The 26,497-nt window shown below is 70.9% G+C and carries 28 protein-coding genes; 15 read left to right on the top strand and 13 right to left on the bottom strand.

Features of this window, described 5'->3' with window-relative positions; genetic code table 11:
• The first annotated feature begins 11 nt into the window (after window positions 1-11).
• From rimO to ACFY0U_RS08855, 5 genes are all read left to right on the top strand, one after another.
• Complete coding sequence (gene rimO / locus ACFY0U_RS08875) at window positions 12-1,508, top strand: 30S ribosomal protein S12 methylthiotransferase RimO (protein WP_388632323.1); 1,497 nt, start codon at window positions 12-14, stop codon at window positions 1,506-1,508.
• A complete protein-coding gene (pgsA, locus tag ACFY0U_RS08870; protein WP_388632321.1) occupies window positions 1,505-2,224 on the top strand; it encodes a CDP-diacylglycerol--glycerol-3-phosphate 3-phosphatidyltransferase in 720 nt (239 codons plus the stop codon). The genes rimO and pgsA overlap by 4 nt, the downstream gene beginning before the upstream one ends.
• Complete coding sequence (locus ACFY0U_RS08865; RefSeq protein WP_388632318.1) at window positions 2,221-2,757, top strand: CinA family protein; 537 nt, start codon at window positions 2,221-2,223, stop codon at window positions 2,755-2,757. The genes pgsA and ACFY0U_RS08865 overlap by 4 nt, the downstream gene beginning before the upstream one ends.
• Before the next feature lie 109 nt (window positions 2,758-2,866).
• A complete protein-coding gene (locus ACFY0U_RS08860) occupies window positions 2,867-3,247 on the top strand; it encodes a helix-turn-helix domain-containing protein (protein WP_030044087.1) in 381 nt (126 codons plus the stop codon).
• A 274-nt stretch (window positions 3,248-3,521) separates the two neighbouring features.
• Window positions 3,522-3,791 (top strand): hypothetical protein, encoded by a 270-nt coding sequence (locus ACFY0U_RS08855; RefSeq protein ID WP_266887271.1) that lies wholly within the window; start codon window positions 3,522-3,524, stop codon window positions 3,789-3,791.
• On the opposite strand, the gene ACFY0U_RS08850 is transcribed toward ACFY0U_RS08855, so the two are convergent.
• The 3 genes from ACFY0U_RS08850 to ACFY0U_RS08840 form a co-directional block, all read right to left on the bottom strand.
• Window positions 3,739-4,500 (bottom strand): SDR family NAD(P)-dependent oxidoreductase, encoded by a 762-nt coding sequence (locus ACFY0U_RS08850; RefSeq protein ID WP_388632313.1) that lies wholly within the window; start codon window positions 4,498-4,500, stop codon window positions 3,739-3,741. The two genes, ACFY0U_RS08855 and ACFY0U_RS08850, sit on opposite strands and share 53 nt — an antisense overlap.
• Window positions 4,501-4,532: 32 nt before the next feature.
• Window positions 4,533-5,369: an Fpg/Nei family DNA glycosylase gene (locus ACFY0U_RS08845; RefSeq protein WP_388632311.1), complete on the bottom strand. Its 837-nt coding sequence runs from the start codon at window positions 5,367-5,369 to the stop codon at window positions 4,533-4,535.
• A 166-nt stretch (window positions 5,370-5,535) separates the two neighbouring features.
• Complete coding sequence (locus ACFY0U_RS08840) at window positions 5,536-10,371, bottom strand: ATP-dependent helicase (RefSeq protein WP_388632308.1); 4,836 nt, start codon at window positions 10,369-10,371, stop codon at window positions 5,536-5,538.
• Window positions 10,372-10,712: 341 nt separating this feature from the next.
• Between ACFY0U_RS08840 and ACFY0U_RS08835 the strand changes: the two genes are divergently transcribed.
• From ACFY0U_RS08835 to ACFY0U_RS08825, 3 genes are read left to right on the top strand one after another with little or no spacing between them, the layout of a single operon-like run.
• Entirely contained in the window at window positions 10,713-11,675 is a 963-nt protein-coding gene (locus tag ACFY0U_RS08835; protein WP_388632399.1) for an AraC family transcriptional regulator, read from the top strand.
• Window positions 11,576-12,295 (top strand): AzlC family ABC transporter permease, encoded by a 720-nt coding sequence (locus ACFY0U_RS08830; protein ID WP_388632305.1) that lies wholly within the window; start codon window positions 11,576-11,578, stop codon window positions 12,293-12,295. The genes ACFY0U_RS08835 and ACFY0U_RS08830 overlap by 100 nt, the downstream gene beginning before the upstream one ends.
• Window positions 12,292-12,597, top strand: coding sequence for an AzlD domain-containing protein (locus tag ACFY0U_RS08825; RefSeq protein WP_388632302.1), 306 nt, complete (start codon window positions 12,292-12,294; stop codon window positions 12,595-12,597). Before ACFY0U_RS08830 ends, ACFY0U_RS08825 begins: the two co-directional genes overlap by 4 nt.
• A 133-nt stretch (window positions 12,598-12,730) precedes the next feature.
• Here ACFY0U_RS08825 and ACFY0U_RS08820 read toward each other — a convergent pair whose 3' ends face one another.
• Window positions 12,731-13,675, bottom strand: coding sequence for a hypothetical protein (locus ACFY0U_RS08820; protein WP_388632300.1), 945 nt, complete (start codon window positions 13,673-13,675; stop codon window positions 12,731-12,733).
• A gap of 80 nt (window positions 13,676-13,755) precedes the next feature.
• On the opposite strand from ACFY0U_RS08820, the gene ACFY0U_RS08815 reads away from it, so the two are divergent.
• A complete protein-coding gene (locus ACFY0U_RS08815; protein WP_307025115.1) occupies window positions 13,756-13,950 on the top strand; it encodes a DUF3046 domain-containing protein in 195 nt (64 codons plus the stop codon).
• 60 nt (window positions 13,951-14,010) lie between these two features.
• Complete coding sequence (locus ACFY0U_RS08810) at window positions 14,011-15,258, top strand: AI-2E family transporter (RefSeq protein ID WP_388632297.1); 1,248 nt, start codon at window positions 14,011-14,013, stop codon at window positions 15,256-15,258.
• A 12-nt stretch (window positions 15,259-15,270) separates the two neighbouring features.
• Here ACFY0U_RS08810 and ACFY0U_RS08805 read toward each other — a convergent pair whose 3' ends face one another.
• Window positions 15,271-15,744 carry a hypothetical protein gene (locus ACFY0U_RS08805; protein WP_388632295.1) on the bottom strand — a complete coding sequence of 158 codons (474 nt, stop codon included), beginning with the start codon at window positions 15,742-15,744 and terminating at the stop codon, window positions 15,271-15,273.
• A gap of 153 nt (window positions 15,745-15,897) precedes the next feature.
• Between ACFY0U_RS08805 and ACFY0U_RS08800 the strand changes: the two genes are divergently transcribed.
• The 4 genes from ACFY0U_RS08800 to ACFY0U_RS08785 all read left to right on the top strand — a co-directional run bounded on the left by ACFY0U_RS08800 (window position 15,898) and on the right by ACFY0U_RS08785 (window position 18,953).
• Window positions 15,898-16,419: a hypothetical protein gene (locus tag ACFY0U_RS08800; RefSeq protein WP_388632293.1), complete on the top strand. Its 522-nt coding sequence runs from the start codon at window positions 15,898-15,900 to the stop codon at window positions 16,417-16,419.
• Between the two features lie 237 nt (window positions 16,420-16,656).
• Window positions 16,657-17,781: a recombinase RecA gene (gene recA / locus ACFY0U_RS08795; protein WP_388632290.1), complete on the top strand. Its 1,125-nt coding sequence runs from the start codon at window positions 16,657-16,659 to the stop codon at window positions 17,779-17,781.
• 4 nt (window positions 17,782-17,785) lie between these two features.
• Entirely contained in the window at window positions 17,786-18,688 is a 903-nt protein-coding gene (recX, locus tag ACFY0U_RS08790) for a recombination regulator RecX (protein WP_388632287.1), read from the top strand.
• Window positions 18,689-18,821: 133 nt separating this feature from the next.
• A complete protein-coding gene (locus ACFY0U_RS08785; RefSeq protein ID WP_388632285.1) occupies window positions 18,822-18,953 on the top strand; it encodes a hypothetical protein in 132 nt (43 codons plus the stop codon).
• Between the two features lie 12 nt (window positions 18,954-18,965).
• Here ACFY0U_RS08785 and ACFY0U_RS08780 read toward each other — a convergent pair whose 3' ends face one another.
• From ACFY0U_RS08780 to ACFY0U_RS08745, 8 genes are all read right to left on the bottom strand, one after another.
• On the bottom strand, window positions 18,966-19,379 hold the full coding sequence (locus tag ACFY0U_RS08780) for a rhodanese-like domain-containing protein (RefSeq protein ID WP_388632282.1): 414 nt from the start codon (window positions 19,377-19,379) through the stop codon (window positions 18,966-18,968).
• A gap of 29 nt (window positions 19,380-19,408) precedes the next feature.
• Entirely contained in the window at window positions 19,409-19,933 is a 525-nt protein-coding gene (locus ACFY0U_RS08775; RefSeq protein WP_388632279.1) for a cysteine dioxygenase, read from the bottom strand.
• Between the two features lie 81 nt (window positions 19,934-20,014).
• Complete coding sequence (locus ACFY0U_RS08770) at window positions 20,015-20,086, bottom strand: putative leader peptide (RefSeq protein WP_388632396.1); 72 nt, start codon at window positions 20,084-20,086, stop codon at window positions 20,015-20,017.
• A 240-nt stretch (window positions 20,087-20,326) separates the two neighbouring features.
• Window positions 20,327-21,928: an FAD-dependent monooxygenase gene (locus tag ACFY0U_RS08765; RefSeq protein WP_388632276.1), complete on the bottom strand. Its 1,602-nt coding sequence runs from the start codon at window positions 21,926-21,928 to the stop codon at window positions 20,327-20,329.
• Window positions 21,929-22,126: 198 nt separating this feature from the next.
• Window positions 22,127-23,035, bottom strand: a complete 909-nt coding sequence (locus tag ACFY0U_RS08760) for an amino acid ABC transporter permease (protein ID WP_388632273.1) — start codon at window positions 23,033-23,035, stop codon at window positions 22,127-22,129.
• Entirely contained in the window at window positions 23,032-23,697 is a 666-nt protein-coding gene (locus ACFY0U_RS08755; protein WP_388632271.1) for an amino acid ABC transporter permease, read from the bottom strand. The genes ACFY0U_RS08760 and ACFY0U_RS08755 overlap by 4 nt, the downstream gene beginning before the upstream one ends.
• A gap of 97 nt (window positions 23,698-23,794) precedes the next feature.
• On the bottom strand, window positions 23,795-24,643 hold the full coding sequence (locus ACFY0U_RS08750; RefSeq protein WP_388632268.1) for a glutamate ABC transporter substrate-binding protein: 849 nt from the start codon (window positions 24,641-24,643) through the stop codon (window positions 23,795-23,797).
• Window positions 24,644-24,711: 68 nt separating this feature from the next.
• Complete coding sequence (locus tag ACFY0U_RS08745; RefSeq protein WP_046257014.1) at window positions 24,712-25,488, bottom strand: amino acid ABC transporter ATP-binding protein; 777 nt, start codon at window positions 25,486-25,488, stop codon at window positions 24,712-24,714.
• Window positions 25,489-25,801: 313 nt separating this feature from the next.
• Here ACFY0U_RS08745 and ACFY0U_RS08740 point away from each other — a divergent pair, with 313 nt between their 5' ends.
• Window positions 25,802-26,488 (top strand): response regulator transcription factor, encoded by a 687-nt coding sequence (locus ACFY0U_RS08740; RefSeq protein ID WP_388632264.1) that lies wholly within the window; start codon window positions 25,802-25,804, stop codon window positions 26,486-26,488.
• Window positions 26,489-26,497: the final 9 nt, after the last annotated feature.

Raw genomic sequence — 26,497 nt, 5'->3', positions numbered from 1 at the left:
GTCTTGAGCCCATGCCTGAACGCCGTACCGTCGCACTCGTCACTCTTGGCTGCGCCCGTAACGAGGTGGACTCGGAGGAGCTCGCAGGCCGCTTGGAGGCGGACGGCTGGGAACTCGTCGAGGACGCCGAGGACGCGGACGTCGCCGTCGTCAACACCTGTGGCTTCGTCGACGCCGCCAAGAAGGACTCCGTCGACGCCCTCCTGGAGGCCAACGATCTCAAGGGGCACGGCAGAACCCAGGCCGTCGTGGCGGTGGGGTGCATGGCCGAGCGGTACGGGAAGGACCTCGCCGAGGCCCTTCCCGAGGCGGACGGCGTGCTCGGCTTCGACGACTACGCCGACATCTCCGACCGCCTGCAGACCATCCTGAACGGTGGCATCCACGCCGCCCACACCCCGCGCGACCGGCGCAAGCTGCTGCCCATCAGCCCCGCGGAGCGGCAGGAATCGGCGGCGGCGGTCGCACTGCCGGGACACGGGGCGGCCGCCGAGGTCGCCGAAGCCGTGCCCGCGGACCTTCCGGAAGGGCTCGCGCCGGCCTCCGGCCCCCGAGCACCCATGCGCCGCCGGCTGGACGGCTCCCCGGTCGCCTCGGTGAAGCTCGCCTCCGGCTGCGACCGGCGCTGCACCTTCTGCGCCATCCCGTCCTTCCGTGGCTCCTTCATCTCCCGCCGCCCCTCGGACGTGCTGAACGAGACGCGGTGGCTGGCCGAGCAGGGCGTCAAGGAGATCATGCTGGTCTCCGAGAACAACACCTCGTACGGCAAGGACCTGGGCGACATCCGCCTGCTGGAGTCCCTGCTGCCCGAGCTCGCCGAGGTCGACGGACTGGAGCGGGTGCGGGTCAGCTACCTCCAGCCGGCCGAGATGCGGCCCGGGCTCATCGACGTGCTCACCTCCACGCCCAAGGTCATGCCCTACTTCGACCTCTCCTTCCAGCACTCCGCCCCCGGCGTGCTGCGCGCGATGCGCCGCTTCGGCGACACCGACCGCTTCCTGGAGCTGCTCGACACCATCCGGGGCAAGGCCCCGCAGGCCGGTGTGCGCTCCAACTTCATCGTGGGCTTCCCGGGCGAGACCGAGGACGATCTGGCGGAGCTGGAGCACTTCCTGAACGGCGCGCGGCTGGATGCCATCGGTGTCTTCGGCTACTCCGACGAGGAGGGCACGGAGGCGGCCACGTACGAGAACAAGCTCGACGAGGACATCGTCGCCGAGCGCCTCGCGCGGGTCTCCCGGCTGGCCGAGGAACTCGTCTCGCAGCGGGCCGAAGAGCGCGTGGGCGAGACCGTGCACGTGCTGGTGGAGTCCATGGACGACGAGGGCGTGTACGGACGCGGCGAGCACCAGGCCCCCGAGACGGACGGCCAGGTGCTGCTCACGAGCGGCGAAGGTCTCCGTATCGGTCGTATGGTCGAGGCGAAGGTGGTCGGCACCGAGGGTGTCGACCTGGTCGCCGAGCCGCTGGCCGGCTCGCTCCCGTGTAGTGAGGAGGCGGGCAGATGACCGGAGTACCGGCATCCGCCGCGGGTGGCCCCTCCCAGGCGGGTGCGTCCGCAGCGGCGGGTGCGTCCGGCACCGATTCCGGTGCCAAGGCCGCGCGCAGCGGCAAGATCGTGGCCGCGGCCGTCAACGAGGCCAGCCTCTGGAACATCGCCAACCTCCTGACCATGCTCCGGCTGCTCCTCGTGCCGGGCTTCGTCGCGCTGATGCTGGCCGACGGCGGGTACGACCCGGCCTGGCGCGCGTTCGCCTGGGCGGCCTTCGCCGTCGCGATGATCACCGACCTCTTCGACGGTCATCTGGCCCGCACCTACAACCTCGTCACCGACTTCGGGAAGATCGCCGACCCCATCGCCGACAAGGCGATCATGGGGGCGGCGCTCATCTGTCTGTCCGCGCTGGGTGATCTGCCGTGGTGGGTGACCGGTGTGATCCTCGGCCGGGAACTCGGGATCACGCTGCTGCGTTTTGTGGTTATCCGGTACGGCGTCATCCCGGCGAGCCGCGGCGGCAAGCTGAAGACGCTCATCCAGGGCATCGCGGTCGGCATGTACATCCTGGCGCTGACGGGGTGGCTGGCCACCGCGCGGTTCTGGGTGATGGCAGTGGCGGTCGCGCTGACCGTGGCGACCGGCCTCGACTATGTGAGACAGGCCATTGTGCTGCGCCGGCAGGGAATCGCCGAGCGCGAGGCGGCGTTGGAGGAGACGGAAGCGTGAATTCCTCGGCCACCGAAGTGGTGCGACTACTCACGGTGAGGGCGGAGACGCTCGCAGTCGCCGAGTCGCTCACCGGTGGGTTGGTTGCGGCGGAAATCACAGCGGCCCCAGGGGCGTCCAAGGCGTTCCGGGGTTCGGTGACCGCCTACGCCACCGAGCTCAAGCATGAACTGCTCGGCGTGGACGCGGCCCTGCTGGCTGAGCGGGGAGCGGTGGATCCGCAGGTCGCGGCCCAGATGGCGGCCGGAGTGCGCAAGGCGCTCGGTGCCGCCTGGGGCATCGCGACCACGGGCGTCGCAGGCCCGGAGGAACAGGACGGAAAGCCCGTCGGGACGGTCTACGTGGCGGTCGACGGACCCACCTCGCGCCTCTCGGGTGGCGGGAAAGTGGCGTCGCTGCGGTTGAACGGCGACCGTGCGGAAATTCGTATGGAGAGTGTACGGAGCGTACTCGCACTGCTCCTTCAGGAGCTTGCGGGCGAACAGACCGGGAATGAGCGAGCACAGGATACGGAACGGAACGGGGGGTTTTGATGTTTGCAGCCCTGAGTGAACACGACATCGCTCCCCGCACGGCCGCGGCGCAAGGCGGTACGGTGGGGCGTGAAGGATGCGGCTACGCGGTCCGAGGAGGGAGCCACCGATGATTCTGCTCCGTCGCCTGCTGGGTGACGTGCTGCGTCGGCAGCGCCAGCGCCAGGGCCGTACTCTGCGCGAAGTCTCCTCGTCCGCCCGAGTCTCACTCGGCTATCTCTCCGAGGTGGAGCGGGGGCAGAAGGAGGCATCTTCCGAGCTGCTCTCCGCCATCTGCGACGCGTTGGACGTACGGATGTCCGAACTGATGCGGGAAGTGAGCGACGAGCTCGCCCTCGCCGAGCTGGCCCAGTCCGCTGCGGCCACCCCCAGCGAGCCTGTGCCCACGCCGGTACGTCCGATGCTGGGCTCCGTCTCGGTGGCCGGTGTGCCACCGGAACGGGTCACCATCAAGGCGCCCGCCGAAGCGGTGGACGTCGTCGCCGCTTGAGCGTCACAGGTGTTTGCGCTCGAGATGCGCTCGAAGACGAACTGAGGGCGCACTGAGAAGTGCGGGAAGCCCCTGCCAGGTTTCTCCGGATCATCCGGAGAGGCGTAGGCCGGGGCTTTCGTGCATCGTGGAGTGACATGGTTCGCGGTCACCGGTGCCGGTTGTCCGGACGGTGCCTCTCTGCGCTCTCGGTGCGCCCGTGCGATGGGTGACGGAGGTGGCCTAGCTTCGGGCCGTTCGGCCTGTTCGGCCTGTTCGGGCTGGAGGTGTGTTGATGGCGCGGCCGATAGTGCGGTGGGGGGTGGCTCTCGGGGCCGGGGTGGTGTGGTGGTGGGCCGTGCTGCGGCTCGCCTTCGCTCCCGGCGCGGGGGTGCTGGAGGGCGCGGTCGCCGCCGGAGGGTGGGGGCTGAGTCTGCTGCCGGTGCACTGCGTGCCCAGGGCGCGGGCGGCCGGGGCGCTTGCCGTGGGGCGGTGGCGGGCGGCCTGGGGAGTCACCACGGCATCGCCACTCCGCCGTTCGGACGCAGGATCTGGCCCGTCGTGAAGGACGAGGCGTCGGACGCCAGGTACAGCACGGCGTGGGCGATGTCCTCCGGCTCGCCGACCCGGCCCAGCGGGGACATCCGGGCCATCAGCGCCTCGGTCCGCTCCTGCGCCTCGCCGTGGCGGTCGGTCATGGGGGTGCGGATCCAGCCCGGCGCGACGGCGTTGACCCGGATGCCGTGGCGCCCGACCTCGGTCGCCAGGGTCTTCGTCAGCTGGACGACGGCCGCCTTGGCCGCGCCGTAGCAGAGCAGCCCGGGGCCGCCCGTGTCGACGGCGCCGGAGGCCATCGTGATGATGCTGCCCCTGGTCCGGCGCTCCAGCATCAGGCGGGCCGCCTCCTGGCAGGCGTACAGGACTCCCTTGAAATTGACGCTCAGCACCCGGTCGAGATCCTCGTCCCGGGTCTCCAGGACCGGGCTGCTGTGCATGATCCCGGCGATCGCCGCCATCACGTCCAGGCGCTCGCAGGAGGCGACGGCCTGGTGCAGCTGGTCGCGGTCCGTGACATCGAGGTGGTGGGTGTGGGCGGTGCCGCCCGCGTCCTTGATGAGGGTCGCCGTGTCGTGCAGGCCCTGCGGGTCCCGGTCCGCGCAGTGCACGGTGGCGCCGGCTTCGGCGAGCAGGATCGCCGAGGCGCGGCCGATACCGCCGGCGGCGCCGGTGACGAATGCGGTGCGTCCGGTCAGGTCGTACGCGCTGACGGTCATGGGGGGACGGTACGAGGGTTTCTGACGGATCGTCAATTAGTCGTACGGTGTGGGGTTCCGGGGCGTCGGGCGGTGCCGGGAGCCGGTCCGGTCTGGCAGGCCGGGCACCAGTAGGTGGGGCGTTCGCGGGAGCCATCGCCCTGGTTGGCCATGCGGACGGGGGTGTAGCAGCGCAGGCAGGGGTGGCGGGCGCGGCCGTAGACGAAGAGGTCCTGGCCGCGGCGGCCCGTGGTGGTGCGGACCGGGCGGTCGCGGTTGGCCTCCAGGAGCTTCTTGGCGAGCGTGGGCAGCTTGGCCGCGCGGTCCTCGGGGAGGGTGCCGACGGGGAGCCACGGGGTGACGCCGAGCAGGAAGCAGAGCTCGCTCTTGTAGACATTGCCGATGCCGGCGAGGTTGCGCTGGTCGAGGAGTGCCTCGCCGAGGGGGCGGGCGGGGTCCTGGAGGAGGTTGGCGAGGGCGCGGTCGGGGTCCCAGTCGGGGCCCAGGAGGTCGGGGCCCAGGTGTCCCACGGCGCGGTGTTCGTCGGTGGTGCGCAGGAGTTCCAGGACGGGGAGGCGGTAGCCGACGGCCGTGCGGTCGGCGGTGCCGAGGATCGCGCGGATCTGGTGGGTGGGGCCGCCGGTCCAGCGCTGGTCCGTGGCGTACACCTTCCAGGAGCCGTCCATCTTCAGGTGCGAGTGGAGGGTCAGGCCGCCCTCGATACGGGTGAGGAGGTGTTTGCCGCGGGGGATGACGTCCAGGACGGTGCGGCCCGTGAGGTCGGCTGTGGCGTACTTGGGGACGCGGAGGTCGCTGCGGGTGAGGGTTTTGCCGGCGAGGGCGGTGTGCAGGCGGTGCGCGGCTTGCCAGACGGTGTCTCCTTCGGGCATGGGTCAAGGGTGGCATGGGGTGGTGGGTGGGCGCCTAATGGGTTGGGGGCTGCTGAGGTGTGGCGGATGCGGGTTGTGTGTGGCTTGTCGCGCAGTTCCCCGCGCCCCTAGGTGGGTCTTGGTGCCGTCGGTCAAGAGGCGAGGGCCAGAGGGGTGGCCGGGTGGGTCAGGCACGTAGGCGGAGGCCGCGTGGGGTGGCGATGAAGCCTGATCCTTCCAGGAGGGTGCCGATGGGGGAGGTCAGGGCCGGGGTGCCGTTGATGCGTTCCACCGTGACCGTGCCGAGGGAGCCTGCGCGGGCGGCCGTGGCGAGGGCTTCCGCGGCTGACTGGAGGCGGGGGTCTTCGGTGGCCTTGGCGTCCGGGTCCTCGGGCCAGGCCAGGAGGGTCTTGCCGCCGCGCTCCATGTAGAGGGTCAGTTCGCCGTCCACCAGGACCACCAGGGACCCCGCCTTGCGGCCCGCCTTGTGGCCGGCGCCGGTCGGGGGCTCCGGCCAGGGGAGGGCGGCGCCGTACGCGTTCGCCGGGTCGGCGGCGGCGAGGACGACGGCTCGGGAGTCGGGGGTGCGCCGGGTCGGGGACCGGTGGGGGGTGACGGGGCGGCCCGCCGGTGAGGCGAGGTCGCGGGGGGAGACGTAGTCGCCGGGGGAGCGTGGGGGCTCGTCCAGCCAGTCGAAGTCGGGGAAGTCGTCGACGGGGGCGGGCGCGGTGGGTGTCTCGAAGCCGTCTTGTGCGCTGGGGGTGCTGAAGCCGGTGTCTCCGCGTTCGCGGGCGTTGGCCACCGCGCGGAGGCGGTCGACCGCGCCGTCCATGGCGAACTGGGCGGCGCCGAGGCCTTCCACGACGTAGCCGCGGCGCGCCTGGCCGGTCTCCTCGAAGGCGGACAGGATGCGGTACGTCGCCGAGAAGCCGCCCTCGACGCCTTCCGCGGAGACCGCGCCCCGGGTCACCACGCCGTGCCGGTCGAGGAGGGTGCGGGCCAGGGCGTGGGCGCGCAGGGTGGGGTCGGGCTCCCGGTGGGGCAGCAGGGACCAGCGGCCGGCGACGGTCGGGGGGCCGGTGCGGGAGGCTGGGCGGGCTGCGGCTGTCAGGGAGCCGTAGCGGCCTCGGGGGATCGTGCGCTTGGCTCTGTGGGCCGTGGAGCCTGCCGTGCGGCCCGAGCCCAGCAGGGAGCGCATGGGGGTGAGGGTGTCGTTGGTCAGGCGGCCGGACCAGGCCAGGTCCCAGACGGCGTCGGCGAGTTGGGGGTCGGTGGCGTCGGGGTGGGTGGTCGCGCGGACCTGGTCGGCGATCTGGCGGAAGAAGAGGCCGTAGCCGCCGGAGAGGGCGGTCAGGACGGACTCGTGGAGTGCCGTCAGCTCCAAGGGGTGCGGCGGTGGCAGGAGGAGGGGGGCGGCGTCCGCGAGGTAGAGGGAGACCCAGCCGTCCTTGCCGGGGAGGGAGCCCGCTCCGGCCCACACCAGCTCGCCCGCGGAGGTGAGTTCGTCGAGCATCGCCGGGGTGTAGTTCGCGACGCGGGACGGCAGGACCAGCTTCTCCAGGGCGGAGGCGGGCACGGAGGCGCCCTGCAACTGCTCGACCGCACGCACCAGTCCGTCGACACCGCGCAGCCCGTGCCCCTTGCCGATGTGCTGCCACTGGGGGAGGAACTGGGCGAGAGCGGGTGGGGACACCGGCTCCAACTCGTGGCGCAGGGCGGCCAGGGAGCGGCGGCGCAGCCGGCGCAGTACGGCGGCGTCGCACCATTCCTGGCCGATGCCCGCCGGGTGGAACTCGCCTTGTACGACACGTCCGTTCGCGGACAGGCGCTGCAACGCGCCTTCCGTGACGGCCACGCCGAGGCCGAACCGGGCCGCCGCGGTCGCCGAGGTGAACGGGCCGTGGGTGCGGGCGTAGCGCGCGAGGAGGTCGCCGAGCGGATCCTTGACCGGTTCCGTGAAGGCTTCCGGTACGCCGACCGGCAGCGCTGTGCCGAGGGCGTCGCGCAGGCGGCCGGCGTCCTCGATCGCAGCCCAGTGGTCGGTGCCGGCGATACGGACCCTGATCGCGCGCCGGGCTCGAGCGAGCTCCTGCGCCCACTGCGGCTCCGCGCCCCGCTCGGCCAACTCCGCGTCCGTGAGGGGGCCCAGGAGGCGGAGGAGGTCCGCGACGCCCTCGGCGTCCTTGATCCGGCGGTCCTCGGTGAGCCACTGGAGTTCCCGCTCCAGCTCGGTCAGCACGTCGGCGTCGAGCAGTTCGCGCAGTTCCGCCTGGCCGAGCAGTTCGGCCAGCAGGCGGGAGTCGAGGGACAGGGCCGCCGCGCGGCGCTCGGCGAGCGGTGAGTCCCCCTCGTAGAGGAACTGGGCGACGTATCCGAAGAGGAGTGAGCGGGCGAAGGGGGACGGCTCGGGGGTGGTGACCTCGACCAGGCGGACCTTGCGGGACTCCAGGTCGCCCATCAGCTCGACGAGGCCGGGGACGTCGAAGACGTCCTGGAGGCACTCGCGGACCGCCTCCAGGACGATCGGGAACGAGCCGAACTCGCTGGCCACCTGGAGCAGTTGCGCGGCGCGCTGGCGTTGCTGCCACAACGGGGTGCGCTTGCCCGGGTTGCGGCGGGGGAGGAGGAGTGCCCGGGCGGCGCATTCTCGGAAGCGGGACGCGAACAGGGCCGAGCCGCCGACCTGGTCGGTGACGACCTGGTCGACCTCGCCCTTGTCGAAGACGACGTCCGCGGCGCCCACGGGGGCCTGGTCCGCGTCGTACTCCGTGCCGAGCTTGGCCGGTTCCTGGTCGAGCAGGTCCAGGCCCATCAGGTCGGCGTCGGGCAGCCGCAGGACGATGCCGTCGTCCGCGTGCATGACCTGGGCGTCCATGCCGTACCGCTCGGAGAGCTTGGCGCCGAGGGCGAGGGCCCAGGGGGCGTGCACCTGGGCGCCGAAGGGGGAGTGGACCACCACGCGCCAGTCGCCGAGCTCGTCGCGGAAGCGTTCCACGACGATCGTGCGGTCGTCCGGGATGTGGCCGCAGGCCTCGCGCTGTTCGTCGAGGTACGCCAGCACATTGTCGGCCGCCCAGGTGTCCAGGCCTGCCGCGAGGAGGCGGGGGCGCGCCTTGTCCTTGGGGAGCGAGCCGACCTCGCGGAGGAACGCGCCCACCGCGCGGCCCAGTTCGAGCGGGCGGCCCAGCTGGTCGCCCTTCCAGAAGGGGAGCCGACCCGGGACGCCGGGGGCGGGGGAGACCAGGACGCGGTCGCGGGTGATGTCCTCGATGCGCCAGGAGCTGGTGCCGAGCGTGAAGACGTCGCCGACGCGCGACTCGTAGACCATCTCCTCGTCGAGCTCGCCCACCCTGCCGCCGCCCTTCTTCGGGTCGGCTCCGGCGAGGAACACTCCGAAGAGGCCGCGGTCGGGGATCGTGCCGCCGGAGGTGACGGCGAGGCGCTGGGCGCCGGGGCGGCCGGTGATCGTGCCGGCGACCCGGTCCCAGACCACGCGGGGGCGCAGTTCCGCGAAGGCGTCGGACGGGTAGCGGCCGGCGAGCATGTCGAGGACCGCGGTGAAGGCGGAGTCCGGCAGGGAGGCGAAGGGGGCGGCTCGGCGGACCATGGCGAGGAGGTCGTCCAGCTGCCAGGTGTCCATCGACGTCATCGCGACCAACTGCTGGGCCAGGACGTCCAGGGGGTTGGCGGGGACCTTCAGGGACTCGATAGAGCCGGTGCGCATGCGTTCGGTGACGACCGCTGCCTGGACCAGGTCGCCTCGGTACTTCGGGAAGACCACGCCCGTGGAGACCGCACCCACTTGGTGGCCCGCGCGGCCCACGCGTTGGAGGCCGGAGGCCACGGAGGGGGGTGACTCGACCTGGACGACCAGGTCCACCGCGCCCATGTCGATGCCGAGTTCGAGGCTGGAGGTGGCGACCACTGCGGGGAGGCGGCCCGCCTTGAGGTCTTCCTCGACGAGGGCGCGTTGTTCCTTGGAGACCGAGCCGTGGTGGGCGCGGGCGATGACCGGGGGTGCGCCCTGGGCCGCGCCCGAGCCGCCCATGAGTTCCGCGGGGGCGTGGTGTTCGTCCAGGGTTTCGCCTGTCGCTCGTTCGTAGGCGATCTCGTTGAGGCGGTTGCACAGGCGTTCCGCCAGGCGGCGGGAGTTGGCGAAGACGATCGTGGAGCGGTGGGACTGGACGAGGTCGGTGATGCGCTCCTCGACGTGCGGCCAGATCGAGGGGCGTTCCGCGCCTTCGTTGCCGTCTGCCACCGGGGAGCCGCCCAACTCGCCCAGGTCCTCCACGGGGACCACGACGGACAGGTCGAACTCCTTGCCGGATTTCGGTTGGACGATCTCCACCTTGCGACGGGGGGAGAGGTAACGGGCGACCTCGTCCACCGGGCGCACGGTCGCGGAGAGGCCGATGCGGCGGGCCGGCTTCGGGAGGAGCTCGTCGAGGCGCTCCAGGGAGAGGGCGAGGTGGGCGCCGCGCTTGGTGCCCGCGACGGCGTGCACCTCGTCGAGGATCACCGTTTCGATGCCGGTCAGCGCGTCGCGGGTGGCCGACGTCAGCATCAGGAACAGGGATTCCGGGGTGGTGATCAGGATGTCCGGGGGGCGGGTGGACAGGGCTCGGCGTTCCGCGGCGGGGGTGTCGCCGGAGCGGATGCCCACCTTGACCTCGGGCTCGGGGAGGCCGAGACGGACGGATTCCTGGCGGATGCCGGTCAGGGGGCTGCGGAGGTTGCGCTCCACGTCGACCGCGAGGGCCTTGAGGGGGGAGACGTAGAGGACTCGGCAGCGCTTGCGGGGGTCGGCGGGTGGGGGTGTGGAGGTCAGCTGGTCCAGGGCGGCGAGGAAGGCGGCGAGGGTCTTGCCGGAGCCGGTGGGGGCGACGACGAGGACGTCCGAGCCCTCTTTGATCGCGTTCCACGCGCCTGCCTGGGCGGCGGTGGGCGCGTCGAAGGCGCCCGTGAACCAGCCGCGGGTGGCGGGGGAGAAGCCGTCCAGGGCTCGGCGTGCGTCGCTGACCATGTGTCCATCCTGCACCCGGGTACTGACAAGCGGGTCTGACCTGTGGTTTCTCCGTGTGCGGGTGTGTCTCGTATGCCTGCGGCGGCCCGTTGCGGTTCGGTGGGGGTTCGCGTTGCGCACTTCTCGTCGTTGGGGGTCGGGGCCGCACCGGGGGGTGTCCGTCCTCGGTCGGGCGGTGCTGTGTCTTGAATGGTGAACTTGGTCGGGCGCCCGACGCTGCGGGCGGACACCCCCCGGTACGTCCCCTGCTCGCCGTTGCGCCGGTGGGGGTCTCGTCCCGTCTGGGGCCGTTGCGTCGGTGCGGCGCCGCGGGGGTGTGCGCCCAGGCGGACAATGGCTTCATGGTGGGTTCTCGTGAGCGGGCGCGGCACTGGCGGTACGCCGAGTTGCCGGGGGTCGATCTGCTGCGGGCTCGGTACGTGCGGAAGAACTTTGTGCGGCATACCCACGAGAACTTCGTGATCGCCGCCATCGCCGATGGTGTGGAGGTTTTTCACTATCGGGGTGCTGATCGGTACGCCGGGGCCGGTTCGCTTGCGTTGGTCAATCCTGATACCGCGCATACCGGGCGGGCGGGGGTGCCTGAGGGGTGGCGGTACGGGGCTGTGTATCCGTCGCCCGAGGTGGTGGCGGAGATCGCCGGTGAGACCACGGCGATCCGTGGGACTCCGGGGTTCGTGAGTCCGGTTCTCGATGATCCTTATGCCGCTGGGCTCGTGCATCAGGTGCTGCGGGCCGCGGACGAGGGGAACGCGCTGGCCGCCGACACCTTGCTGCGGGTTGCCGTGACCCGGTTGCTGCGGCTCAACGGTGGGGCGTTGCCGGAGCGGGAGGTGCGGACGGCTGGGGCGCGGGTCGCGGCACGGGCGCGCGGGGTGCTGGAGGAGCGGATGGTCGCGCCGCCGACCTTGGAGAAGCTGGCCGCGGAGCTCGGTGCCGGTCCGTTCGCGTTGCTGCGGGCCTTTCGGGACGCGTACGGGATGCCGCCGCATGCCTGGTTGACCGATGCGCGGGTGCGGCGGGCCCGGCGGCTGCTGGACGCGGGCACCTCTCCGGCCGAGGCCGCTCTTGCCGTGGGGTTCACCGACCAGCCGCATCTGAACCGGCACTTCACCCGGATCGTCGGTGTGCCTCCCGGGGCGTACCAGCGCGAGCGCAAGAACGTACAAGACGGCGGGCGGGGGCTGGTCCTACCGTCCGACGCGTGGCAGAACAGACAGCTCCCCCAGACACACGCGCCGACGACGGAGGAAGGCCGGACGCCGCCGTCGTACGGGACGCCCTCGGGGTCGGGGTCGCCGTAGGACTGTCGGGGTTCGCCTTCGGGGTGACCTCGGCGGGCAGCGGGCTCACGCTGTTGCAGACCTGTGCGCTGAGCCTCCTGGTGTTCACCGGGGCGTCCCAGTTCGCGCTCGTGGGGGCGCTCGCCGCCGGTGGCAATCCGCTCACCGCGGCCGCCGGGGCGTTCTTCCTGGGGGTGCGCAACGCGTTCTACGGGCTTCGGCTTTCGCAATTGCTCGCCCTTCCGCGCGTGCTGCGGCCCTTCGCGGCCCAGTGGGTCATCGACGAGACCGCGGCCGTCGCGCTGGCCCAGCCCACCCGGCGCAGTGTGCGCATCGGGTTCGCCGTCACGGGGCTCAGCCTCTATGTGCTGTGGAACCTCACGACTCTGCTCGGTGCGCTGGGTGCCGAGGCGATCGGCGACACGGACGCGTGGGGGCTCGACGCGGCCGGGCCCGCCGTGTTCCTGGCATTGCTCGCGCCGATGCTCAAGACCGCCACCGAGCGTGCCGTCGCCGGGCTCGCCGTCCTGCTGGGGCTGGGTCTGCTGCCCGTTCTGCCCGCTGGAGTGCCCGTCCTGGCGGCCGCTCTCGCGGCGCCCTTCGTGCTGTGGGTCCAGGGACGTCGTCAGGGGGATCGATGAACGTCTGGATCGCGATCGGTGTCACCGCGCTCGGCTGCTATGTCGTCAAGCTCGTCGGGCTGCTCGTCCCCGCGGGTGCCCTGGAGCGGCCTCTCGTCAGGCGGCTCGCCGCTCTGCTGCCGGTTGCCCTTCTTGCCGCGCTCACGGCTCAGCAGACCTTCGCCGACGGGCGCGAGCTCGTGCTGGACGCCAGGGTCGCGGGGCTTGCGGCGGCCGCGCTCGCGCTGGTGTTGCGCGCCCCCTTCCTGCTCGTTGTCGCGGCGGCCGTGGGGGTGACGGCGGGTGTGCGGGCCATCGGGTGAGGATCGGGTGATTGGGTGGGCCGGCGCGAGGGATCAGTCGATCGAGCGGGCCGGCGCGTGAGGGGCAGGTGGCCGGGTGGGCCGGCGCGTGGGCATCTGGTGGCCGGGTGGGGCGTCGTACGGAGGGCGGGGGTCAGCCCACCGGGCGGCCGTACGCCCTCAGGGTGCGCAGTGCCTCGATCGTCACTATGGGGCGTGCCTCCAGGGCCGCGCTCGGGGCCCACTGGCGCCAGCGGACGGGCCAGCCGCCGTCCTCCCGCTGTTCGCCCGTGAGGAAGTCCAGGGAGCGCTCCATCTCCTCGTCCGTGAACCACGCGCGCGCGAGCGAGTGCGGGGTCTTCGCGTAGTCGTGCGGGAAGTGGTGCTCGCCCGGGGCGTAGCCGGGCGACACCGGGTGGGTGTCGAGGTGCTCCGGGTCCAGGGCCGCGAGGCGGTGTTCGCGCACCAGGCGGCCGAGCCGGTCGGCGGCCGCCTCCGCGCGCGGGCGGTCGGGAGCGGAGTCCAGGAAGGCCACGGCGGCCTGCACCTCGTACGGGTGCGACTCCCGCAGGGACTCGACCGCGTGCCAGCAGAAGTCCGTGGCCCGGAACAACCAGGCGTGCCACACCTCGTTGCGGTGCAGCAGGCCCACCACCGGACCGGTGGCGAGGAGCTCGCTGGGCGGGTCGTCCACGATCGGGATGAACGGGGCCGCGGGATAGCCGCGCTGGCTGGGACGGATCGTCGGCAGGGCGCCGTCCGGGGTGGAGACCGAGGTCAGATAGCGGCACACCCGTTCCACGCGCTGTCCGCCGCAGCGGCCGATGGAGTCCAGGACGCGCAGCGCGTGACCGGCGTGCAGCGGCTGGCTGACCGGGCCACGCAGGTCGGGCTCCAGCGCGTGGCCGTATCCGCCGTCCTCGTTGCGGTAGGCATCCAGCGCGGTCTCCACCGGGTCGGCGTTCCCGTTCAGGAAGTGGTGTGCGAAGAGGCGCTGTTCCAGCACGCGCGCGGTGAGCCAGACGAAGTGCTCGGCGCGGAAGAGCGGGGAGTGCGCCGGGGGCGTCGGGGGGAGTGGGGAAGCTCCTGTTTCGGCCATGCGTCAGACCGTAGGACGGAAAGCGTTCTCGACAAGCGGTCCCGGCCGAGGCCCACTCTCAGGGGCGGGATACTGGTGTCATGCGGTTGACGGTCTTCTGGCAGCGGATGGCGGAGCACTTCGGTCCGGGCTCCGCCGAGACCTTCGCGCGTGACCATGTCATGGCGGAGCTCGGTGGGCGCACGGTGTACGAGGCGCTGGACTGTGGCTGGGAGGCCAAGGACGTGTGGCGTGTGGTGTGCGGCGTCATGAACGTGCCACAAGAACAGCGCTGACCGGTCACGAAGATCGCAGGGGGGCAGCGGATTGTCGGCCACGTGGGCGAAACTTGCTCCGTGGCACCCACCGACGAGACCGACGAGGTCCCCCAGCACGCGTCCCCGTTCGGGACGACGCCGCCCGCGCGGCCTCCGGCCGGCGGCCCCGCCGGGGCGAACTCCCGCATGCCACGCTGGGTGCCGCGTGCGGTGGTGGTCACGCTCGCCCTCTACGCCGCCTTCCAGTTGGGCACGTGGGCCTTCCACCAGCTCACCGGGCTGCTGATCAACATCCTCATCGCGTTCTTCCTGGCCCTGGCCATCGAACCGGCGGTGAGCTGGATGGCCTCGCGCGGGCTGCGCCGGGGACTGGGCACTTTCCTCGTCTTCCTCGCCGTGCTGGTCGTGTCCGCGGGCTTCGTCACCCTGCTCGGCACCATGCTGGCGAACCAGATCATCAAGATCGTCGAGGATTTCCCCGCCTACATCGACTCCGTCATCAACTGGATCAACACGCACTTCCACACCGAGCTGAAGCGGGTGGACGTGCAGGAGGGGCTGCTGCGCTCCGACTGGCTGCGCAACTACGTGCAGAACAGCGCCACCGGCGTGCTGGACGTGTCCGCCCAGGTTCTCGGCGGGCTCTTCCAGTTGCTGACGATCGGGCTGTTCTCGTTCTACTTCGCCGCGGACGGCCCGCGACTGCGCCGTGCGCTCTGCTCGGTCCTGCCGCCCGCCAAGCAGGCGGAGGTGCTGCGGGCCTGGGAGATCGCCGTCAACAAGACCGGCGGCTATCTGTACTCGCGCGGTCTGATGGCGCTGATCTCCGGTGTCGCGCACTACGTCCTGCTCCAGGCACTGGCGGTGCCCAACGCGCCCGTGCTCGCCGTCTGGGTGGGTCTCGTCTCGCAGTTCATCCCGACGATCGGTACGTATCTCGCGGGTGCCCTGCCGATGCTGATCGCCTTCACGGTCGATCCCTGGTACGCGCTGTGGGTGCTGATCTTCGTCGTGATCTACCAGCAGTTCGAGAACTACGTGCTGCAGCCCAAGCTGACCTCGAAGACCGTCGACATCCACCCCGCCGTCGCCTTCGGCTCGGTCATCGCCGGTACCGCCCTGCTCGGTGCGGTGGGCGCGCTGATCGCCATTCCGGCGGTCGCCACGCTGCAGGCGTTCCTGGGGGCGTACGTGAAGCGCTACGACGTCACGGACGACCCCCGGGTCCACGGTCACCGTCTGTCGGAGTCCAACCTCTTCACACGCGCGCGTGCGCTGTGGACGAGGCGGCCGGGGGAACGGGACTCGACGGACGATTCCTCCTGAGAGGCACCTCGGTCAGTCCCAGGAGTTGAAGAGCACCTCGCCGACGGTGTCCGGTCGCCAGTACCTGATCTGCTCCCGCTCCGCAGCGGTCAGGGCGGAGGTGTCCGCCTTCCGGAGGGGCAGCAGCAGTCGTGACGCGCTCAGGACCGTGAAGCCGTGGTCGCCGAGGACGGCGGCCCATTCGGGCGGATCCGCGAACTCGTCGGTGTACCAGGGGCGCTGCTCGCGCACGAAGGCGATCAGCGGGTGGTGCGCGTGGAACAGCCCGCAGTGCGTGCCGTCATGGTCGTCGAGCGTGGCGTGGTGAAAGTTCTGCGGGTACGCCCGGTCCGTGAAGCCCACGTCCCGCCCTCGGGCCGCCCGGGCCGCGGCGTACCAGGCCGTACGGCAGACCCCGGGGCCGACCTCCGGCACGGACTGGTCGTCGAACGGGCAGAACCCCGTGGAACCCCGCTCCAGGCGGAAGGCGGCCTGTGTGTCGTCCACTCGCACCTCTCCTGGCCTGTGCCATGGGCGAATCTACCGATCACCCGGCTTGCGGGACAACGCGTGGCGCCGGGGGCACCCTCAATAGGCCCGTCCCGACGGGGTATTCGGAAGCGACAGCGGTATTTCGTCGACTCCGAGGAGGTACGTGCCGTGCGCGCCTTCAAGCGCTGGCTCGACCACAGTCTGACCGCGCAGGCGGTCCTGATCTTTCCGCTGCTCGTGGGCTTCTCCGCCCTGTTCCGGCGGCATGAGAACCCGGTCTGGTGGGTGGTTCAGGGCGCGCTCTGCACCGCCATCACGGTCGGGTTCCTGGCGGCGCAGCGTCGCAGGGTCGGCCGTGCCGCCGGCACCGACGCGCGCGGGATCGCCGAGCTCAACCGCAAGATCCGGCATCGTGAGGTGCCGCAGGCGCCCGAGGAGCGGGCCACCATGCGACGGCTGGTCGACGAGCAACTGGGGCAGATCGAGCGGGGCGGCCGGTGGCTGCCGTACTGGCTGGGCTTCATGGGGCTGGTCGCGATCGGCACACTCGCCCTCGGAGTGAGCGCGGGCTCATGGATCCTGCCGCTGGTCCTCGCGGTCGGCGTGGCGGCGTTCTGCTGGTGGGCCCTCTGGATGCGCCGCCGGTCCATCGACCGCTGCCGTCATATGCGGTCGGCCCTGCAGGGCTAGCTTCACAACGCCCGCACACATCCGCCCGGAAGTGCCGCGTGGTGCGCTTGACACAAAAATCGAACATCCATTCTTATGGAGGCTCCGGCGAGGCTCTCTGCGGGGATTTCAGTACGGTTTCGGTAGATAAGTCCCCTAGTTATCCACAGGCTGGACGGGCGTCGGGGCGCATTGTCAGTGGCAGGCGTTAGCGTCTTTGACGTGAAGCGATCGACTCAAGCAAACCGGGTGGAACCCATGGCAGGAACCGACCGCGAGAAGGCCCTGGATGCCGCTCTCGCACAGATTGAACGGCAATTCGGCAAGGGCGCGGTCATGCGCATGGGCGAGCGGTCCATGGAGCCCATCGAGGTCATCCCGACCGGGTCGACCGCGCTCGACGTCGCCCTCGGCGTCGGCGGCCTGCCGCGCGGCCGCGTGGTGGAGGTGTACGGACCGGAGTCCTCCGGCAAGACCACGCTGACGCTGCACGCGGTGGCGAACGCGCAGAAGGCCGGCGGCCAGGTCGCCTTCGTGGACGCGGAGCACGCCCTCGACCCCGAGTACGCGAAGAAGCTCGGCGTCGACATCGACAACCTGATCCTGTCCCAGCCGGACAACGGCGAGCAGGCCCTGGAGATCGTGGACATGCTGGTCCGCTCCGGCGCCCTCGACCTCATCGTCATCGACTCCGTCGCGGCCCTCGTCCCGCGCGCGGAGATCGAGGGTGAGATGGGCGACAGCCACGTCGGCCTCCAGGCCCGTCTGATGAGCCAGGCCCTGCGGAAGATCACCAGCGCGCTCAACCAGTCCAAGACCACCGCGATCTTCATCAACCAGCTCCGCGAGAAGATCGGCGTGATGTTCGGCTCCCCGGAGACCACGACCGGTGGCCGGGCGCTGAAGTTCTACGCCTCGGTGCGACTCGACATCCGCCGCATCGAGACCCTCAAGGACGGCACGGACGCGGTCGGCAACCGTACCCGCGTCAAGGTCGTCAAGAACAAGGTCGCGCCGCCCTTCAAGCAGGCCGAGTTCGACATCCTCTACGGCCACGGCATCAGCCGCGAGGGCGGCCTGATCGACATGGGCGTGGAGCACGGCTTCGTGCGCAAGGCCGGCGCCTGGTACACGTACGAGGGCGACCAGCTCGGCCAGGGCAAGGAGAACGCGCGCAACTTCCTGAAGGACAACCCCGACCTGGCCAACGAGATCGAGAAGAAGATCCTGGAGAAGCTGGGCGTCGGCGTACGTCCGCAGGAGCCGACCGCCGAGCCGGGTGCGGACGCGGCGGGCACCACCCCCGCGGACGACGCCGCGAAGACGGTGCCGGCACCGGCGGCCAAGGCCGCCAAGCCCAAGGCCGCGGCTGCCAAGAGCTGACCCCGTGACACGACGAACCGACTGGGCCGAGTACGCCTACCAGGACGCTCCGCGCGAGCGGGGCGGGGCGGGCGACGGGGGATTCTCCGGACCGGGCGGCGATGCGTACGGGGACGATGCGGGGCGCGGTGCGGACGGGGGACACGGTCGCGCCGCGTCGTACGGCACGGGCGGGTCGTACGGCGACAACGAGATCTACGGTGCCGGGCAGCCGTACGGCGAAGATCCGGGCGATGGCTCGGTCCCGTTCGGGGGCTCCCGCCGTGGGCGCGGTGCCGCCCGTGGGGGCCGTGCGGCCCGTGGCGAGGGCGGTTCCCGTGGGCGTCGGCAGCGACGCGGCGGGGAGCCGTCCGGCGCGGACGAAGGCGCCCCCTCCTCGTCGAGGGCCGAGCAGGGGGAGTCTTCAGGGGACCCGGTCGAGCGGGCACGGGCCATCTGTCTGCGCCTGCTCACCGGGACCCCGCGCACACGGAAACAGCTCGCGGACGCCCTGAGCAAGAAGGGGATCCCGGACGAGGCGGCACAGCAGGTGCTGTCGCGGTTCGAGGAGGTCGGGCTGATCAACGACAGCGCGTTCGCCGAAGCCTGGGTGGAGTCCCGGCATCACGGCCGGGGACTGGCCCGGCGCGCCCTCGCCCAGGAGCTGCGCACCAAGGGTGTCGACTCCACGCTGATCGACGCGGCCGTCTCGCAGCTCGACTCCGAGCAGGAGGAGGCCACCGCGCGCGACCTCGTCGACCGCAAGCTGCGCTCCACGCGTGGCCTCGACCGCGACAAGCGGCTGCGCCGCCTCGCGGGCATGCTCGCCCGCAAGGGGTATCCCGAGGGCATGGCCCTCAGAGTGGTCCGCCAGGCGCTCGAAGAGGAGGGCGAGGACGCCGAGTTCCTCGACGACGGGGGGTTCTGAGACGGTGGGCTGAGTTCGGCGGGGAGCTGGGGCCAGGGAGCGTGCCGGAGTCGGCTCGGGCTCGGGCTCGCGGAGGGACGGACGCTTCGCGGCCACCGTCGCCAACTCGGCTGCGGACACCGGAGAGTTGGCGGTGGGCAACGCCCTCGCCCTACTGCGGGGCGAGGACGGGGGGCGGTGCCAAGGCCCCACGACCAAGGTCCGCCTCGTCGCCAAGGGCACCGCGGACACGGCCCCGCTCTACGGCGACCCCGAGATCGACTGAGGCGGCCCCGCCCTACGACGCCACGGGCAGCCCCGCGGCCTTCCACGCCTGGAACCCGCCCACCAGATCCGTGGCCCGGCGCAGCCCCAGCCGATGCAGTGACTCGGCCGCCAGACTGGAGGCGTAACCCTCGTTGCAGATCACCACGACGCGCAGGTCGTGCCCCGTGGCCTCGGGGGCCCGGTGGCTGCCCCGCGGGTCGAGGCGCCACTCCAGCTCGTTGCGCTCGACGACGAGGGCGCCGGGCACCAGTCCGTCCCGTTCGCGCAGGGCGGCGTAGCGGATGTCCACCAGCAGCGCCTCCCCGCGCCGGGCGGCGTCGTAGGCCTCCCGTGCCTCGATCCGCCCGTAGCTCTCGCGGACCCGCTCCAGCAACTCGTCGATGCCGACCGGGAGTTCGCCCGAGCGCTCACGGAGGTCACCCACTCGCTGCTCCTCGCGCGTGCCCGAGCCGCTCACTGCCAGTCCTCCGGGCGCTCCACGTGCTCCAGGCGCAGCACCTGCCCGGTGCGGCTGTAGCGGCGGATCTGCGGCAGGGGCGGGTAGTAGGCGTGGACGGAGATCGCGTGCTCGTCGGTGGATTCGTTGAGCACCTCGTGGACGTGGTGCTGCCCGAAGGAGCGCCCCTTGCCGGCCGGAAGCCGCCGCTCCCGGTCGATGCCCTCGGTGAGCTCCAGGGTCTTCCAGCCGTCCGCGGGGAGCCGGGCGGTGAGCGAGTTCTCCTTGAGCTCACCGGAGGCCGTCACGAAGGCGCCGACCGACTCGGCGTGGTCGTGCCAGCCGGTGCCCGTACCGGGCGGCCAGCCGATCAGCCAGGCCTCGCTGCCGCCGGGCCCCTCCAGGCGCACCCAGGTGCGCCCCTCGGGGTCGAGCGGGAGCGAGGAGATCAGCTCGGCGTCGGCGGCGGTCCGCCGTACGAAATCGAGGAGTTCCGCCTGCGTCGGCGTGGAAACGGCGGACACAGAAGGGGAGACAGACACGGGCACCGTCCTGATGAGCGTTCGCGGGAAGCGCGCGGCAGCACCGAAAGCGGCGCGCGCTGGAAAAGAGGGAGGCGAATTTCAGCAGGACTCGCGACACACGCAGCCCGCATAGCGGACGAGGTCCATATGGACCCTCCGCCACAGGCGCACACAGGTGTCGGTCACGATCCGGAGTACACCATGACGGTGCAGGCCGGTCAACTCACTGTCACTATGTGGACCTCACGGTGACGGTGCGTACGGCAGCCGCAATCCGCGCGGCCCGGCCCCGTGGCCTCGGGCCGAGCCCTCCGCACCACTCGGACCCGACCCCGCGACGACCGCGGCACGAGCCGTCCGACACGGTCGACGCGAGGCGGATTCCGCTCCCGCACGAGCTGCGCGGCGCCGTCAGCGCGCCCCCGCTCCCGCCTCCGCCCCCGTCTTCGCCGGGCCGCCCAGCGTCGCCTCGGCGGCCGCGTACAGGTCGGCCGGCCGCACGCCGTTCAGCGCGGTCACCAGGTGACCGTCGGGCCGTACCAGCAGCACACTGTGGGCCGCCGCGCCCGGATAGCCCTCCGCGACCAGCAGCTCGGCCGGATGCGGCAGCGCCGTCACCGCGGCCGCGAGGCGGGGCATGAGCCCGGCGCCCACCCAGTGCTTACGCTCCCACACCCCGGTGCCCGGCGCGATCAGCACCACGAGCAGCGCCCCCCGACCGAGCCGGTCCCGCAGTCGTACGAAGGAACCGTCCTCGGCGGTGACCGGGACATCGGCGACCGGCGCGCCCGGCGCGGTACGCACCGGGACCTCCGCCTCCAGGTGCCGGGGCGCGAGCGGCGAGGTGGCGTACGCCCCCGGCGTACCGAGCGCCCCGCGACCCAGGTGACCGTCCGTGAGCAGCGCGTCGTGGCCGCGCGCGGAGCCCGGGACGACGGCCCGCAGCCCACCGCCGCCCCGCACCAGCGGCAGAGCCTGGTCGGCGGCGCGCAGCCGGGCGGCGACGACCGCGCGCCGCTCGGCCTGGTAGCTGTCGAGCAACGCCTCGTGCGGCCCGTGATGCCAGGCCAGGGCGAGCTTCCAGGCGAGGTTGTCGGCGTCCCTGAGCCCCTCGTCGAGCCCCTGGGTGCCGAGGGCGCCGAGCAGATGCGCCGCGTCCCCGGCGAGGAACACCCGCCCGACGCGCCAGCGGCGCGCGAGACGGTGGTGGACGGTGTGCACGCCGGTGTCGAGGAGTTCGTACGGCGGTGTCGGGCCGCCCGTCCAGCCGGCGAGGGTCTCCCGGACACGGGCCACCAGGAGCTCGGGCGTGACCAGTTCCTTGCCGGGCGGCAGCAGCCAGTCGAGGCGCCAGACGCCGTCCGGGAGGGGCCGTCCGGTGACCTCCCCCGCCGTAGGCCCGGACGTCCGCCACGGCGGCATCCGATGGAGCAACGCCTCGTCCTCCCACGGAAGTTCCGTGCGCAGCGCGGCGACCGCGTGTCGCTCCACCGCCGTACGGCCGGGAAAACGGATGTCGAGGAGTTTGCGTACCGTCGAGCGCGGGCCGTCGCAGCCGACCAGGTGACTGCCGCGCCACCATGTGCCCTTGGGGCCGCGGGTGTGGGCGGTGACGCCGGAGGGCTCCTGCTCGACGGTGTCGAGACGGCTGTCCACGGAGACCTTGACCAGCCGCTCCTCGGCGCAGGCCTCGCGCAGGGCGCCGGTCAGCACGTGCTGGGCGATGTGCAGGGGCGCCGGCTCGACGTCGTCGAAGGTGACCTCGCGCATCACCTGCTTGCGGCGCAACGACCGCCATCCGGCCCAGCGGCAGCCGGCCTCGGAGAGCGGGACGCCGGTCAGGCGTTCCATCAGGGCGGCGGTGTCCTCGCGCAGGACGACGGTGCGGGCGAGGCGCGGTTCGTCCTTGCCGGGACCCTCGTCGAGGACCACGGACGGCACGTCCTGCCGGGCCAGCGCGAGGGCGAGCGTGAGCCCCACGGGCCCCGCTCCGACGATGATCACCGGGTCCACGGCGTGGCGCCCCCTGCCCGCGAGGGCGTCTCGAGAGACGTATGTGAACAGGAGGTTGGAGCAGGGTGCACGATCACAGAACGTATGCAACCCATTGCCGGTGCTTGCGTCAAGTGACGGAGGCAGTGGCGATCATGCCACTGCCTCCGCACTGGTCACGGCGTTGCGGCCGTGTCACTCAAGCTTCTTGACTGATCATCAGATTCCGCCGCCGGTGTTCTCGCCGGTGCCGAGAGTTCCGGGGATCGCGGCGGGATTGATCTCCGTGTCCTCACCGAGAACCGCGCCCGTGCTCTTCTTGCTGCGCCGCAGCCTCTGCTCCAGCCAGCTCGCGAAGCTGGTGAGGATGAAGTTCAGGACGATGAAGATGATCGCGACCACGATGAAGCTGGGGATGACGTTGGCGTAGTTGGCCGCCAGCGTCTGGCGCGAGTTGAGGAGCTCGGTGAAGTTGAGCATCACGCCGCCCAGCGCGGTGTCCTTCACGATGACGACGAGCTGGCTGACGATGGCCGGCAGCATCGCGGTGACGGCCTGCGGCAGCAGGATGCTCCTCATCGTCTGGCCCTTGCGCAGGCCGACGGCGAAGGCGGCCTCGGTCTGGCCCTTGGGCAGCGAGAGGATGCCGGCCCGGACGATCTCGGCGAGGACGGAGGCGTTGTAGAGCACCAGACCGGTGACGACCGCGTACATCGGCCGCTGCTCGCTGCTGATGCCCGTGGAGCGGACGTAGAACTCGTTGGCGAACAGCATCAGCAGCAGCACCGGGATGGCCCGGAAGAACTCCACCACGGTGCCGGCCACACCGCGCACCCAGCGGTGGTCGGAGAGGCGGGCGATGCCGAAGACCGCGCCCAGCGGGAGGGCGATCACCATGGCGAGGGCCGCGGCCTTCAGCGTGTTGGCGAGGCCCGGCAGCAGATACGTCGTCCAGGCCTGCTCAGTGGTGAACGGCTCCCACAGGTCCCACTCGAGCTGGTTCTTGTCGTCCATGACCTGCCAGACCCACCACGCGAGGAGGGCCAGCAGGACGAAGAAGATCACCGAGATGAGGACGTTGCGCCGTTTGGCGCGGGGTCCCGGGGTGTCGTACAGAACGGAGCTCATCGCTTCACCGCCAGTCGCTTGCTCAGCCATCCGAGGAAGAGGCCGGTCGGCAGGGTCAGGACGACGAATCCGAAGGCGAAGACGGCGCCGATGGCGAGCGTCTGGGCTTCGTTCTCGATCATCGTCTTCATCAGGGCGGCGGCCTCGGCCACGCCGATCGCGGCCGCCACGGTCGTGTTCTTGGTGAGGGCGATCAGTACGTTGGCCAGGGGGCCGATGACCGCGCGGAAGGCCTGCGGCAGCACGACGAGGCGCAGGACCTGGCTGAAGTTCAGCCCGATGGCACGGGCCGCCTCGGCCTGGCCGACGGGCACGGTGTTGATACCGGAGCGGATCGCCTCGCAGACGAAGGCAGCCGTGTAGACGATGAAACCGAGGATCGCCAGCCGGAAGCCCTGGACGTCGAAGTCCTTGGAGCCCATGGTCACGCCGAAGGTGTCGGCGAGACCGAGCGAGGTGAAGACGATGATCACCGTCAGGGGGGTGTTCCGGACGATGTTCACGTAGGCGGTGCCGAACCCGCGCATCAGCGGGACCGGGCTGACCCGCATCGCGGCCAGCAGAGTGCCCCAGATCAGAGAACCGAGGGCGGAGATGGCGGTGAGCTTCACCGTCATCCAGAACGCCCCTAGGACGTCGTAACCATCAAGAAAGTCGAACACGATCTCCCGCGCTTCCGGGTGTCTGGGGTACGTGGAGGGGCGCGGCGCGCCGCCGCCCTGATCGCTGCGGGCGGCGGCGCGCCAGTGGATCCCTGCGTTACTTGACGATCACGCCGATCTTCGGGGCGGGCTCGTTCTTGTAGTTGGCCGGGCCGAAGTTGTCCTTGACGGCGGTGTCCCACGCGCCGTCGCTGACCATCTTCTCGAGAGCCTTGTTGATCTTGTCCACGGTCGCGGTGTCGCCCTTCTTGACACCGATGCCGTAGTTCTCGTTGCTCAGCTTGAGGCCGGCGAGCTTGAACTTGCCCTTGTACTGCTCCTGCGCGGCGAAGCCCGCGAGGATCGAGTCGTCCGTGGTGAGCGCGTCCACGGTGCCGCTCTGGAGGCCGGAGATGCACTCGGAGTAGCCGCTGACCGTCTTGAGGTTGGCCTTCGGCGCGAAGTCGTCCTTGACGTTCTGCGCCGAGGTGGAGCCGGTCACCGAGCACAGGTTCTTGCCGTTGAGGTCGGTGGCCTCGGTGATGTCCGAGTCCGCCTTGACCAGCAGGTCCTGGTGGGCCAGCAGGTACGGGCCGGCGAAGTCGACCTTCTCCTTGCGCTCGTCGTTGATCGAGTAGGTGGCGGCGATGAACTTGACGTCACCACGGGCGAGCGCGTTCTCACGGTCGGCGCTCTTGGTCTCGACGAACTCGATCTGGTCGGCGTTGTAGCCCAGCTCCTTGGCCACGTACGTCGCGACGTCCACGTCGAAGCCGGAGAAGGAACCGTCGGGCTCCTTCAGGCCCAGACCGGGCTGGTCGTACTTGATGCCGATCTTGATCTTGCCGCCACCGCTGGAGCCCGAGTCGGCGCTGTCGCTGTCGCCGTCGTCTCCGCCGCACGCGGTTGCGGTCAGGGAGAGGACCAGCGCGGCGGCGGCCGCGGCGGTGACCTTGCGGAGCTTCATGGTGAACATCCTTTGTGTGATGAGAGATGCGAGCCGTCGAGGCGGGTGACGCGGGTCGTGACGCGCGGTCAGTGGTGCAGGATCTTGGACAGGAAATCCTTGGCGCGGTCGCTGCGCGGGGCGCTGAAGAACTGGTCCGGCACAGCCTCCTCGACGATGCGGCCGTCCGCCATGAACACCACCCTGTTCGCGGCCGAACGGGCGAACCCCATTTCATGGGTGACGACGATCATGGTCATGCCGTCGCGGGCGAGCTGCTGCATGACCTCGAGGACCTCGTTGATCATCTCCGGGTCGAGCGCCGAGGTGGGCTCGTCGAAGAGCATGACCTTGGGGTCCATGGCGAGGGCGCGGGCGATGGCGACACGCTGCTGCTGGCCGCCGGAGAGCTGCGCGGGGTACTTGTCCGCCTGGCTCGCCACGCCCACCCGGTCGAGCAGGGCGCGAGCCTTCTCCTCGGCCTTCTTCTTGTCCGCCTTGCGGACCTTGATCTGGCCGAGCATCACGTTCTCGAGCACGGTCTTGTGCGCGAAGAGGTTGAAGGACTGGAAGACCATCCCGACGTCGGCGCGCAGCCGGGCCAGCTCCTTGCCCTCCGCGGGCAGGGGCTTGCCGTCGATGGCGATCGTGCCGGAGTCGATCGTCTCCAGGCGGTTGATGGTTCGGCACAGCGTGGACTTCCCGGACCCGGAGGGTCCGATGACCACGACGACCTCGCCGCGGGCGATCGTGAGATCGATGTCCTGGAGAACATGCAACGCGCCGAAGTGCTTGTTGACGCTCTTCAGGACGACCAGTTCGCCGGTCGCGGCCACATCTTCCTTGGCCACCGATACTTCGGTCATCGCTATCGGGCTCCGTCCTCCTCGGTTTCGGAGGACAGTAGTGACCCCATGCGACCTGCGTCATTACCTTTGAGGGGAATCTGAGCATCACGATCCGATAGCAATCGGACACGTGTCGTAGCAGTTGTGAGCAGGGCGCATATCGGCCGGGTAACGGAAGCGGCTCGCAACCGGAACCCACTTGACGCCGTCCTCTTCCATCGGCGTGACTTCACAAGGTGCACGCGCGCGCGTGCACGCGTTTTTGTACCTACCTAGATCGTACTTCTGCCCTCATTTAGATCGTACGGCCGATGAACCGAAGGAGGCCCGGATGAGACTGCTCCTCGTAGAGGACGACAATCACGTCGCCGCCGCTCTGTCCGCGGTTCTGGCGCGGCACGGTTTCGACGTCACCCACGCGCGCAGTGGCGAGGAAGCCCTTCAGGCACTCGTCCCGGAAGGCGCCGGCTTCGGAGTCGTCCTCCTCGACCTGGGCCTGCCGGACCAGGACGGATACGAGGTCTGCGGCAAGATCCGCAAGCGCACCAGCACCCCGGTGATCATGGTCACCGCCCGCTCCGACGTCCGTTCCCGCATCCACGGCCTCAACCTCGGCGCGGACGACTACGTGGTGAAGCCGTACGACACCGGAGAGCTGCTCGCCCGCATTCACGCCGTCAGCCGTCGCACCGCCCACGAGGACCCCGCCGCGGAAGCCGAGACCGCGCTGGTCCTCGGACCGGTCCGTATCGAGCTGCCGACCCGGCAGGTCAGCGTGGACGGTTCGATCGTCCAACTGACCCGCAAGGAGTTCGACCTGCTCGCCCTGCTGGCCCAGCGCCCCGGAGTCGTCTTCCGCCGGGAACAGATCATCAGCGAGGTCTGGCGCACCAGTTGGGAGGGGACCGGGCGCACCCTGGAGGTCCACGTCGCCTCCCTGCGCGCCAAGCTGCGCATGCCGGCCCTCATCGAGACCGTACGCGGCGTCGGCTACCGGCTCGTCGCCCCGTCCTCGTAGCGGGTCCGG

Source organism: Streptomyces sp. NPDC001536, assembly GCF_042894505.1.
Classification (GTDB): Bacteria; Actinomycetota; Actinomycetes; order Streptomycetales; family Streptomycetaceae; genus Streptomyces.
Note: the sequence above shows the minus strand (reverse complement) of the source record. Positions and strands in the feature narration are given on the sequence as shown.